General features: G+C 55.9%; 11 protein-coding genes. 1 reads left to right on the top strand and 10 read right to left on the bottom strand.

Features of this window, described 5'->3' with window-relative positions:
- Positions 1-20: 20 nt before the first annotated feature.
- The 9 genes from AB7E06_RS11665 to flhD form a co-directional block, all read right to left on the bottom strand.
- On the bottom strand, positions 21-1,079 hold the full coding sequence (locus AB7E06_RS11665) for a protein-glutamate methylesterase/protein-glutamine glutaminase (protein WP_094196097.1): 1,059 nt from the start codon (positions 1,077-1,079) through the stop codon (positions 21-23).
- 63 nt (positions 1,080-1,142) lie between these two features.
- Positions 1,143-1,985 (bottom strand): CheR family methyltransferase, encoded by an 843-nt coding sequence (locus AB7E06_RS11660; protein WP_230018714.1) that lies wholly within the window; start codon positions 1,983-1,985, stop codon positions 1,143-1,145.
- Positions 1,986-1,989: 4 nt separating this feature from the next.
- Positions 1,990-3,726 carry a methyl-accepting chemotaxis protein gene (locus AB7E06_RS11655; protein WP_108727135.1) on the bottom strand — a complete coding sequence of 579 codons (1,737 nt, stop codon included), beginning with the start codon at positions 3,724-3,726 and terminating at the stop codon, positions 1,990-1,992.
- Between the two features lie 127 nt (positions 3,727-3,853).
- A complete protein-coding gene (locus tag AB7E06_RS11650) occupies positions 3,854-4,354 on the bottom strand; it encodes a chemotaxis protein CheW (protein ID WP_094196094.1) in 501 nt (166 codons plus the stop codon).
- A 16-nt stretch (positions 4,355-4,370) separates the two neighbouring features.
- On the bottom strand, positions 4,371-6,467 hold the full coding sequence (gene cheA / locus AB7E06_RS11645) for a chemotaxis protein CheA (RefSeq protein ID WP_249461609.1): 2,097 nt from the start codon (positions 6,465-6,467) through the stop codon (positions 4,371-4,373).
- Between the two features lie 86 nt (positions 6,468-6,553).
- Positions 6,554-7,492, bottom strand: coding sequence for a flagellar motor protein MotB (gene motB, locus AB7E06_RS11640; RefSeq protein WP_108727133.1), 939 nt, complete (start codon positions 7,490-7,492; stop codon positions 6,554-6,556).
- A gap of 12 nt (positions 7,493-7,504) precedes the next feature.
- Positions 7,505-8,380 carry a flagellar motor stator protein MotA gene (gene motA / locus AB7E06_RS11635; RefSeq protein ID WP_121738525.1) on the bottom strand — a complete coding sequence of 292 codons (876 nt, stop codon included), beginning with the start codon at positions 8,378-8,380 and terminating at the stop codon, positions 7,505-7,507.
- Between the two features lie 193 nt (positions 8,381-8,573).
- Positions 8,574-9,224, bottom strand: coding sequence for a flagellar transcriptional regulator FlhC (flhC, locus tag AB7E06_RS11630; protein WP_094196090.1), 651 nt, complete (start codon positions 9,222-9,224; stop codon positions 8,574-8,576).
- A 30-nt stretch (positions 9,225-9,254) separates the two neighbouring features.
- Positions 9,255-9,581: a flagellar transcriptional regulator FlhD gene (gene flhD, locus AB7E06_RS11625; protein WP_094196089.1), complete on the bottom strand. Its 327-nt coding sequence runs from the start codon at positions 9,579-9,581 to the stop codon at positions 9,255-9,257.
- A 435-nt stretch (positions 9,582-10,016) separates the two neighbouring features.
- On the opposite strand from flhD, the gene AB7E06_RS11620 reads away from it, so the two are divergent.
- Positions 10,017-10,514: a C40 family peptidase gene (locus AB7E06_RS11620; protein WP_321265854.1), complete on the top strand. Its 498-nt coding sequence runs from the start codon at positions 10,017-10,019 to the stop codon at positions 10,512-10,514.
- Positions 10,515-10,640: 126 nt separating this feature from the next.
- Here the strand turns inward: AB7E06_RS11620 and AB7E06_RS11615 are convergent, their stop codons facing one another.
- Positions 10,641-12,239, bottom strand: a complete 1,599-nt coding sequence (locus AB7E06_RS11615) for an FAD-dependent oxidoreductase (RefSeq protein WP_427957089.1) — start codon at positions 12,237-12,239, stop codon at positions 10,641-10,643.
- Positions 12,240-12,302 lie beyond the last annotated feature (63 nt).

Here is a 12,302-nt window from a genome sequence, read left to right as displayed (position 1 = left end):
GCCAGTGCGTTCAGGACCGTTTATACACGGTGCCCAAAAGCCCCCACACTGGCCAGAATTCGTTCGCTAATCTGCCCCAAGGGCAACGCTATGTCGGTCGCGCCAATTTGCAAGGCTTCACGCGGCATGCCAAAGACCACGCTGGTGGCCTCGTCCTGGGCAAACGTCATGGCACCGGCCTGTTTCATGGCCAGCAAACCTTGCGCGCCATCCTTGCCCATACCAGTCAGAATGACCCCCACGGCATTGCGTCCGGCCAGTTCGGCAGCAGAGTGAAACAGCACATCGACCGAGGGCCGGTGGCGATTGACGGGTTCACTGTCCACCAGTTTGACCACATAGTTGGCACCCGAGCGGGCCAGCTTCATGTGCGCCACGCCACCAGGAGCCAGATACACGTGACCGGGCAACACGCGTTGGCCATCTTCCGCCTCGTGCACCTGCATGGAGCACAGACCATCCAGCCGGTTTACGAACGAGCGCGTGAAACCGGCTGGCATGTGTTGAGTGATCATGATGGCCGGGCAGTTGGCGGGCAAGGGCTCCAGCACCTGACGAATCGCCTCGGTGCCACCGGTGGAGGCGCCAATCATGATGAGTTTTTCAGTCGTTGAAAAATTATGCGTCAAGCGACGCACCGGGGCCGAGCCTGGCACTGCCGGGACAGCACGGCGCGGACGGGCAATGGAGGCGGCACGGATCTTGTCGGCAATCAGGTCCGAATAATCCAGCAGACCATCGCGCAGACCCAGCTTGGGCTTGGTCACAAAGTCCACTGCACCCAGCTCCAACGCGCGCAAGGTCACGTCCGAATTGCGCTCGGTCAGCGAGGACACCATCACCACGGGCATGGGACGCAAGCGCATCAGACGCTCCAGAAAGTCCAGACCGTCCATGCGGGGCATCTCGACATCCAGCGTCAAGACATCCGGATTGTGCTCTTTGATCAGCTCTCGCGCCACCAGCGGATCGGGGGCAACGGCCACCACTTCCATATCCGCATGGCTATTGATAATTTCCACCATCAGGCTGCGCACCAAGGCGGAGTCATCTACACACAAAACTCGAATTTTCTTCATGCTACTCATAATCCCGATTTCAAGCGCCAACAGAGCTCAGGGCGTGCAAGCCCCCCTTGGACCCTAGTTCCGGACATACACCGTCTGACCCAGCAGGCGAAAGGCTTTGGTCAGGTAGGAGAAGTTCTCGGAATGCCCCACAAACAACAGGCCACCCGGTTTGGTCACAGCGGCGAATCGCTCCAGAATGCGCGTCTGATCGTCCCGGTCAAAATAAATCATGGTGTTTCGACAGAAAATCACATCAAAACGACTGGACGAAGGCCAGGCCGACCCCACCAGATTGAACTCCTCGAACTCCACCATATTGCGCAGCACCGGTTTGACACGCGCCAGGCCTTTGCGAGCCCCCACACCGCGCTGAAAATAACGCGGCAGCCACAAATCGGGTACGGGCTGGATACGCTCCAGGGTGTACACGCCCTGACGGGCCTTATCCAAGGCGGCCGAATCAATGTCGCTGGCCAGGATAGACACATTCACATCCGGCGAAGGGCAATGTTCGCGCACCGTCATGGCAATGGAATAGGCTTCCTCGCCGGTGGACGCTGCGCTGCACCAGATATCCAGAGGTTTGCCGCGTGTACTGACAAACTTGCCCAGAATATCGAAGTGATGCTGTTCACGGAAAAATGCCGTGTGATTGATGGTGAACGCGTTAACGAAGTCCTGCCACTCCTGGCTATGGGTGTCCTGCTCCAGAATATCCAGGTACTGTCGCACCTCCCGCATACCCGCGTTCTGGCTGCGCATACCCAGTGTGCGGGCCACCATATCTTCTTTGTGGGTACCTAAGATGATGCCCGCATACGACTTGAGCAAGCGCGCGGCTCGCTCACAGTCGGCCCTCGAGGCCTGCGGGATCGAGGGCAATGTATAAACAAAAGGTTCCACAGATGTGCTCATATAACTACAGGCTGGCCAAGGTCCCGCTAAAAGGCCCCGTCGACAGACGCTCGCCGGAACGCAATCGCTCCGGCTCGGGCGCCTCATACGGATCATCGATAATGTCTTGTGCGCTCACTTTGAACGCCGACACCGCGTCGGACAGACGGGTTGCCTGATCCTGCAAGGAGCCCGCTGCTGCGGTTGCCTGCTCGACCAAGGCCGCATTTTGCTGCACAACCACATCCATTTGTGCAACTGCCCGGTTAACCTGCTCAATTCCTTCTGACTGTTCGTTCGAAGCTGACGAAATTTCCGCCATGATAGTGGTCACACTCTGTACCGAACTGACCACCTCCATAACCACTTTGCCCGCCTCATCGACCTGACGGGTTCCTTCTTTAACTTTGGCCAACGACTGCTCGATCAAACCCTTGATCTCACGGGCCGCTTGCGCGCTGCGCTGAGCCAGGCTGCGAACTTCGCCGGCCACCACGGCAAAGCCCTTGCCCTGCTCCCCTGCCCGGGCCGCCTCTACCGCCGCGTTCAAGGCCAGAATATTGGTCTGGAAGGCAATACCATCAATGACATTTACAATCTGGGCAATTTGTCCCGAACTGGCCGACAAGTCTTCCATGGTCTGCACCACAGTCGAGACCGCCTGTCCGCCACGCAGCGCCACATCCGACGCACTCTTGGCGACCTGATCCGCTTGCTGGGCATTGTCCGAGTTCTGACGTACGGTGCTGGCCAACTGCTCCATGCTGGCCGCAGTTTGCTGCAAGGAGGCCGCCTGTTCTTCCGTGCGGCTGCTCAAATCCGTATTGCCCACATAGATTTCACGCGAGCCAAACGTAATTTCTTCCACCCCCTGACGCACGGTATGCACCATGGACTGCAAACTGTTTTGCATGCGTCGTACGGCGTCATACAGCACACCGATTTCATTGGTGGACTTCACTTCCACACGCTGGGTCAAATCGCCGCTGGCAATGCGATCAAAATGTGCACCCGCCTGACGCAAGGGACGCAGCACCATGCGGTTCAGGAACACATACACCGCCAAGGAGATAAACAGGCAAAACACCATCGCCAGCCCCACCAGACGGACCACCATGTTGTACTGCTCGTTTTCTTTCTGGTACTGCTCATCGATAGAGCGCTGCTGAGCTTGCTGCAAGGAATTCAAGGCGCTATAGAGATCTTCTTCCAAAAACTTGGTCGTGGTGGCCACATAGCCACGAAAACCAGCGATATCACCCTGCTCCAGATAGGCAATCAAGGGCAGCACCCCACCTTGCATCAAGGACATGAAGGCGGCATCCACGCGCTGATAATAGTCGTTGGTGCCTTCCAGTTGCGTGGCAATGCCCTGATACTCAAAAAATGCTTCCTGCGCCAGCTCGAACTGCTTGCGTGTTGCCTCCAGGGCATCCTGGGTCGCCGAGCTGATTGCCGAGGTTTTGGGAGCAACGTCGCTCCACTCGGCCATCAGGTCCTGATTTTGCAGATCGTTGCTGACCACATAGCTGATAGCCGCTCGTCCAATCAGGGTTTGGGTCTCTTTGTAGCTCTCGATGGCCTGATACATGGCCGAGCCTACTCGCTGGTTGACCACGATGCTTTGCAGCGCACCGTTATTGGCGCGCAGGGACAAAATCCCCAACGCAGCACCTGCCACTAGCATGACTAAAAAAAACACCAGTACCAGAATCAGACTGGTCCGCACCTTCAGATTGGCCAAACGTAATCCATCCAGCATTGCAAGCACCTTGTCTAGAGTAGATCCGAACATCAGAGGCGCTTGTGACGCCTCCCCCGACCCGAACATTCCTTAAAGGACCCGGTAAACAGGTCCCCGCTTTGCCAGTCTTTGCAGACTCGGGCGATCAGGCCACTGCGCTATCGACCAGCGCCATCTCTTCGCTGGTCATCAATTTTTCAATATCCACCAAAATCAGCATACGTTCACCCAGCGTACCGATCCCGGTCAGGTATTCGGTCGAGAACGCCGTGCCAAAGCTGGGGGCGGCGCTGATCTGGGACGACTGCAAAACCAGCACGTCCGACACACCATCGACCACCACACCGACCACACGGTCGCGCAGATTCAGAATCACCACCACGGTCTGGTGGTCGTACTCCACCCGCTCCATGTTAAAGCGCACCCGCAAGTCCGCGATCGGCACAATCACGCCGCGCAGATTGGTGACACCCTTGATGAAGTTCGGTACGTTGGCAATGCGGGTTACGGTCTGGGAGTCGTAGCCCCGGATCTCCTGAACTTTCAGAATATCGATGCCGTATTCCTGGTCGCCCAGAGTAAATACCAGATACTCCTTGCCGCCAGCCTCGGCAGCTTCGGAGTGGGAAGTAAAGTCGTTGGACATAAAGATCTCCGAATAATCAGGCCCACGTCGAGGCGGGGTCACGCGCCAGACGTTGCAAGGCAAAAACATCAACAATCAGGGCTACGCTGCCATCGCCCAAAATGGTGGCAGCAGAAATACCCGGAATTTTTCGGTAGTTGGCTTCCAGGTTCTTGACCACGACTTGATGCTGACCAATCAGGTGATCGACCAGCAAGGCAAAGCGCATGTCTTCGGCCTGCAAGATAACGGCAATTGCGCGGGTCACATCTTTCTCGGCCTCTTCAACCGAGAAAATATCCCGCAGGGAAATCAGGGGCAGATACTCGCCGCGCACAAACATCACGTGATCGGTATCGGATACACGGCGCAACTGCTCTTCAGTGGGCTGCATGGATTCGGTCACGTGGGCCAACGGCAAGATAAAGACCTCATTGCCTACCTGCACCGACATGCCATCCAAAATGGCCAGGGTCAGGGGCAGGACAATACGGGTGGTGGTGCCCTGACCCGCACGTGAGTACAGTTGCACGTGACCACCCATGCTTTGAATATTGCGTCGCACCACGTCCATACCCACGCCACGCCCGGAAATTTCCGTCACTTTCTCGGCCGTAGAAAAGCCCGGTGCAAAAATCAGTTGCCAGACCTCGTCGTCCGGCATGGTATCGGTGACTGGCAAGCCCGAGGACATGGCTTTTTTCAGAATGCGTTCGCGGTTCAGACCAGCGCCATCGTCCACCACCTCGATAATGATGTGGCCACCCTGATGCTGGGCCGACAAGGTCAGCACGCCCTCTTCTTCCTTGCCCACAGCCAGACGATCCTCAGGCATTTCAATGCCGTGGTCGATACTGTTGCGCACCAAGTGGGTTAGCGGGTCAATAATGCGTTCGATCAGGCTCTTGTCCAGCTCGGTGGCCTGCCCTTTGGTAACCAAACGAATTTTCTTGTTCATGCGCGCGGCGCTTTCACGCACCACACGCGGGAAGCGGCTGAACACATAGTCCATGGGCATCATGCGGATGGACATCACGGACTCTTGCAAATCACGTGCATTGCGTTCCAGTTGCTCAATACCGTTGAGCAAACGATCATGGACGACTGGATCCAGCGTCGAGGCCGTTTGCACCAACATGGCTTGGGTAATGACCAGCTCGCCCACCAGGTTGATGATTTGATCCACTTTCTCCACACCGACACGGATAGTGCCGGACTCTTTGGGAGCGGCAGCCTTGGCCGGTTTTTCTGCTGCTTTGGCCGTGGCAGCAGGCACAACCGCCTGGGTTTTCTCAGGTTCGGCAGCCGCAGCAACTGGCTGAACTGGCGCAGCAGTCGCTTGTGCTGTCACGGGAGGCTCGGCAGCCTCGGTGCTCACAGAAGCCACGGTCGCCGCTGACGCCTGAGCAGGTGCAGCGGCTTGTCCCGGCACAGCGGCCGGTTTTACCGACACCTGATCGGCATTCAAAATAAAGCAGCACACAGCCAGAATATCGTCAGCCGAGCCCGTGGTTTCCACCCAGATATCCAGGCGGTCACCCTCGCGTGTCTGATGGACGATGGTGCCCATCAACTCCATTTCCTGTTGCAAAGCCTGGGCATCTTTATCCGACACCGGTCCCATGGACACCCGCAGCGGCAGGCCGGTTGTATCGGCAGCCGGTTCGGGTTCCGGTTCAGGCTCGGCCTGCAAAATCGCTTCGGTGCCTTTCGTATCGGTTGCCAAAATGCCCTTTTGTTCCAGGGCCAATTGCCTCAGTTGCGCGCAGATGCGGGTGTAGGCTTCCTCGTCAGGCTCCTGTTCCTCGCGGTAGGCATTGACTTGTCCGGTTAGCACGTCCTTGGTTTCCAGAAAGAGGTCAATCATGTCCTTGCGCAATTGCATTTCGCCATTACGGACCAGATCGAGCAGATTTTCGAGTAAGTGGGTAGTTTCAGCCAGCTGACCGAAGCAACCAAACGTGCCGGCACCACCCTTGATTGAGTGCGCGGCCCGGAAGATGGCATTGAGCTGATCGCGATCAGGCTCGTCCAGATCCAGCTCCAGCAGCAAGCGCTCCATGTCCGCCAGCAACTCATCGGCTTCATCGAAAAAGGTTTCGTAAAACTGACTCAGATCTACGCCGGAGCTCATGAACACTTCCTTCCTGGTTATGGCTTAGAACAACAAAACAAAAAGCACAGCCCAATCGCGTAGGCCATCGGGCCTATTAACAGGCCTTAAGGCACCATTGGCAAGGCAGAAGGCATTTCAGGCAGACCGGGAATATGAATACTGATGGGTCCCTCGGTCTCCTGCATGGCTTCGCGCAAATCAAACTCTTCCGAACCGCTTGCGGCCTGCTCATCCATGCGTCGTTCCGCCCGGCTATTGAGCACGAGCAGGCTGATACGTCGATTTACGGCTGCAGCCGGGTTATCTTTAACCAGACTTACACTATCGGCCAAACCCACCACCTGCTTGACTTTGGCCTCGGCCAGGCCGCCGGCCACCAGCTCCTGTCGAGCGGCATTGGCACGGTCGGCGGACAACTCCCAGTTACTGTACAAACGCTCGCCGCTGGCGTACTGCAGCGAATCGGTGTGACCGGAAATCAGAATCCGGTTAGGCATCTCGTTCAAGGGGGAACTTAGCGAACGCAAAATGGCCCGCATGTAAAGTTGCACCTGGGCACTGCCCGTAGAGAACATGGGGCGGCTTTGACGGTCAATAATCTGAATACGCAAACCGTCCTGGGTCATGTCCAGCAACAACTGCGGACGGAACTCTTTCAGGACGGGATCAATACGAATTAACTCCTCCAGCGCTGATTTCAAATCCTCCAGACGCTCGACGTCCTGACGGTCGTCGGCGGCCTGGTTGTTGCTGACACCAGGATGAGGATTGGGAACCAGACTGGGCTGACCACCCGGGATGACACTGCGTGAATAGTCTGACTGATGGCCACCAGAGACGGCATCCATCAAGGGCATGCGAAAGTAATCGGCGATTTCCTTCAAGTCCTGCTTGGGAACCAGAGAAAGAATCCACATCACCAGAAAAAAAGCCATCATTGCCGTCATGAAATCGGCATAGGCAATTTTCCAGCTACCACCATGGTGCTCGGCATGGGCCATCTTCTTGCGACGGATGACCACGCGATCCTTATGATTGCTCATGAGCGCATCCGCTTACGCTTTGCGACCAGCACCCGAGCGGGCCTGACGCACATGCTCCTCCAGTTCCTGGAACGAGGGGCGATCGGAGGAAAACAGCACTTTACGGCCAAACTCCACCGCCAGTTGGGGTGGGTAGCCATTCAGGTTGGCCAGCAAGGTCACCTTGATGCATTCCAGAACCTTGACCGAGTCCGACGTACGGCGCTCGATCGTTGCGGCCAGTGGCGCGACAAAACCGTAGGCCATCAAAATACCCAGAAAGGTCCCCACCATGGCCTTGGAAATCAGATCAGCCAGCACGGCGGGCGGCTGGTCAACCGAAGCCAGGGCTTTCACCACCCCCAGCACCGCCGCCACAATCCCGAAAGCGGGCAAGGCATCGGACACTTCACGCAAGGCGCGCGCTGGCACATTCAGCTCATGCTCGTGGGTTTCAATGTCCTGATCCATCAGCGTTTCAATTTCAAACGAGCTCATATTGCCGCTGATCATCAAACGCAAGTAGTCGGACACAAAGTTCATCAGAACCGGATCCTTCACCACATTGGGGTAATCGGAAAAGATAGGACTTTGCTGAGGATTCTCGATATCGGCCTCGATAGACATCATGCCATCGCGCCGTGCCTTGTTCAGCAGCACCGACAGCATGCCCATCAGTTGCATGTATAACTGCTTGTTGTAGGGGCTACTGCGAAAGGCGGTCGGCAAGGCTCTGGCCAGCAGCTTGATGGACTTACCGCTGTTGGACGCAAAGTAGGCCCCAAGGGCCGCGCCACCAATCAGCAATAACTCAAAAGGCTGGTAGAGCGCACCCAGATGCCCACCCAGCCCCACAAAGCTCCCGAAAACGGAAACGAAAACAATGATATATCCAAGGATGATAAGCACGGATACGCCTTCTTCAAATACACGCTGCTAATGATGGCGGCAAGCAACCGGGCTAAAACGACGCGTTAATGGCCTTTTTCCAGCCTAGATCGACGCTTCCAGTTGCCTTGACACGTTCAGATTCTTATCAGATCCACATCAAAAACCAGCATCCATCCGGCTTTGCTGCACACTGACGATACAAAAGCTCTTGTTAAACGGGCACGTCTACCTGGACGTTGACATGCCCCGGGGCTCTGGATTGCGACTGCCTGACAGGCTCCGATTTTCGGCTTTTGCTAGCAGGAGACGTAGAGGCGCTGCGCGCCTTGCTGGCACGCGTCTTGCCTGCCCGTGGGGGCGGACGGCAAATGGCACAAATAAAGCCCGCGTCAGGGTCGTGCGCATGGGCCACAAAGCCCCCTTTGCAGCGTTCGCATTGGGACAGTTGCAGCAAGCCACTATCAAAAAAGCGCAACAGCATCCACGCACGGGTAAAACTGAGCACAGGCTCTTCATCTGGCTCGAGCTCCGAGCGCCCGGCCGAGGATTGCTCCAGGTACAAACGATAGGCCTCAACCAGCGCACGACTTTTGTCGCAAGGCGTATGCACAGCCATGAACTGGTAAATACTGAAGAAAAGACTGGAGTGGATATTGGGCAGCCAGGTCATGAACCAGTCGACAGAAAAAGGGAGCATGCCTTTAGGCGGCGAGCAGCCTTTGACTTCGCGGTATAAACGGGCCAGCCGGTCATAGCTCAATGATGTTTCTGCTTGCAAAACCTGCAAGCGCGCCCCCAGCTCAATCATGTCGGAAGCCAGCCCAATTTCCTGGGCTTCTTTGGCGACGCTTTTTATAGCCATAGTTCTTGATGTAATAAGTTCGCAGCGGGTTTAACCGGCTTGCTCTGCCGTCGCGCGTTGGGACAGAAGAATGGTGGAGTGGGCCTGCTGCAATACCCCTCCGAGCACATCCTGCGTCAAGGTGGTAAGCAGGTCGTAATCGTTGAAACGGAAACCGCAAATCAACGAACTGGAGCTGGCCAGTTTGACCAATTGAGCAGGTGACAGACGCAGCAAAGTCTCTGCCACATCGGAGTCAAAGCCCAAACGGAACATACCTGCCGAAAAATTCTCCCGCAGCAAACGTTGTGCGAGTAACAAGTACGACAAATTGACTTCCTGAATATCATTCAGCAGCGAATTTTCCGATACGGGCATGTCAGCCATCCTTGTAAAACTGTTAATCAGCTAGTTCTGTAACGAAACATATTTAAAACATATAAAGTTACATAAATATGTATCATGCCTTGCAATATATTGCATGGATACATTTTTTACATTATCAACGCTCTCGACACAAACTGTCCATGAATACTCTAAAAACATGGAAAACGTCGGATATATGCAATAAACGTATCAAGACACAGCAGAATATTATCAGATGCTCACTTAATGTTGTATATATAAACTAGATGTAACATGACAAAAATCAAAACGCTTGTATCAAAAATGTGTTTTGTTGCATGTATTAATCATTAATTCATGACTATTTCGTCGATCCCGCTTAGGCTCTGCCTGAAAATCGACGAAATATCGGATATTCTTCCGATAAGCGTTTGTGCCGCCAACCCCACATCCGTTTTGTAACAGCCCATGATTCCTGCTGCTTTTACGCAACGTCTGCTTACCCTGTGCCTGACTCTGCTTCTGGCGGCTTGCGCACATACCCCTTCTTCACGCCCTCCAACTACCCATATCTTTGAGCTTGATGAGCAACGGCGTTCCGCCGTGGTCCTGTCCGCCTTGAGCCTGCTGGATACCCCGTATCGCTACGGCGGGCACAAACCATCTACCGGCTTTGATTGCAGTGGGCTGGTGCATTATGTATTCAGTCAGGAATCCAGCTCCCCTGTTCCGCGTCGTACCAGCGATCAGGCCGGCGCGGCGCGGCGCGTCAGCCGCTCGCAGCTACGCCCTGGCGATCTGGTGTTTTTTAATACACTGGGCACGCCCAACTCGCATGTCGGTATCTATATAGGCAAGCAACAGTTCATCAATGCGCCCTCCAGTGGTGGGCGCGTACGAATTGATTCTTTGGATAATCCCTATTTCGCCAAACGCTTTGAAACGGCTCGCACATTCTTTGATTGATTCATCGACAAGCCTGCAGTATCGGGATTGAATGGAACATGAGCCTGTATGACAAGACCCTGTTCCATTGAGCACAAATAACAAAAGGGCCCATGATGAGTGGGCCCCTTTTTTATTGCGATGCGGCTAGCACGTCGGCACGGTGGCGTATTGCTCGGCCAACGCCAGAAAAGCATCCAGCTCGGGCGAACGCCCCGTTTCCTCTTGCATAATCGCTGCCACTGCCGGGGCAAGTGATTGCGCCAGGCGCGCATCCAGGAACAAAAGCCGAGAACGACGGGCCAGCATGTCTTCCACGGTACGGGCATATTCAAAGCGGCAGGCAAAGCGCACCATGGCGACGCTCAGGCCTGGAGCCAGCTCTTGATCGGCTCCGGGCAAGGTCTGCACCCAATCAGCCTCACTGCCATAAGCATCCAGGCCAGCGGTACGCCCCAAAGAGCGCCGATCGCCTACATAAGAAGCCCCCACCAAGCGTTGTTCCTGAGTCCGGCAGGCAGGCAAAGGCCCCAGCAAACCGGACTGCTGGCAACGTTCCAGCACATCCTCAGCCATAGCTCGGTACGTTGTCCACTTGCCACCCGTTACCGTCAATAAACCATTGGTGCTCACCGTAATGCTGTGTTCCCGGCTGATCGATTGCGTTTTCCCCGCAGCCGACTCGGCAGCCGGACGCACCAAGGGCCGCAAGCCTACCCAGATACTGCGCACGTCCCGCGCAGTCGGGGCTTTTTGCAGATAATTCGCAGATTCTTTCAGAATGAAATCCACTTCCTGGGCCATAGGACGCGGCTCCAAAGGAACATCATCCCGGGGGGTATCCGTGGTTCCCAGAATCAGCTTGCCCAGCCAAGGCACGGCAAACAGCACTCGGCCATCCTTGGTACGCGGCACCAGCAAAGCGTGTTCACCGGGCAGAAATGTCTGATCGACCACCAAGTGCACCCCCTGGCTGGGCGAGACCATAGGCCGCAATTGACGCCCGGCTTCCCGTGCATCCAGTTCTCGAACCTGATCCACCCACACCCCCGTGGCATTGACCACGCAGTGACTCTGGATCGTATAGGTTTGACCACTTTCTCCGTCCTGGCAGCGCACCCCGGACACCTTACCGTCGCGGTGCATCACTTCTACAACCGGGCAGTAATTGACCAGCAAGGCACCATTCAAGGCTGCCGTACGGGCCAGGGCCAAAGCCAGACGCGCATCGTCAAACTGACCATCCCAATATTTGACACCGCCTTTCAAGCCACTTTGACGGGCGCCCGGCAACAGTTGCCGAATTTTAGAAGCGCTCAGAAACTGGGTATGGCCCAACCCTTCCCGCCCTGCCAAACCGTCGTACGCCATCAAGCCAACCCCATAGAACGGGGTTTCCCAGCATTTGTAGCTGGGCATGACAAAAGGCAGGCGCTGCGCCAGATGCGGCGCATTACTGAGCAAATGCATGCGTTCACGCAAGGCCTCGCGTACCAGGCTGACATTGCCCTGAGCCAGATAACGCACCCCACCGTGAACCAGCTTGGTGGCCCGCGAGGATGTGCCCTTGGCAAAATCCTGAGCTTCCAACACCACCACACTCGAGCCGCGCAGGGCCGCGTCCAGGGCCACACCCAGGCCGGTTGCCCCGCCCCCCACCACGACCATATCCGCCTGAGTGGTGCGCGCCAAGGCGCCCATCATCTGGGCTCTATCGGTTAATAAGGGGGAACTTAATGTAGTCATAAGATGAGCTTTGGACCTGAAATTAGCAGACACCCGAAAAATCACTGGCTGGCTCGGGATTTA

The sequence above is a fragment of the Alcaligenes sp. genome, assembly GCF_050255915.1.
Taxonomy (GTDB): domain Bacteria; phylum Pseudomonadota; class Gammaproteobacteria; order Burkholderiales; family Burkholderiaceae_B; genus Alcaligenes; species Alcaligenes aquatilis.
The sequence above is the reverse complement of the archived record's forward strand: the minus strand, read 5'-3'. Positions and strand labels throughout refer to the sequence as shown.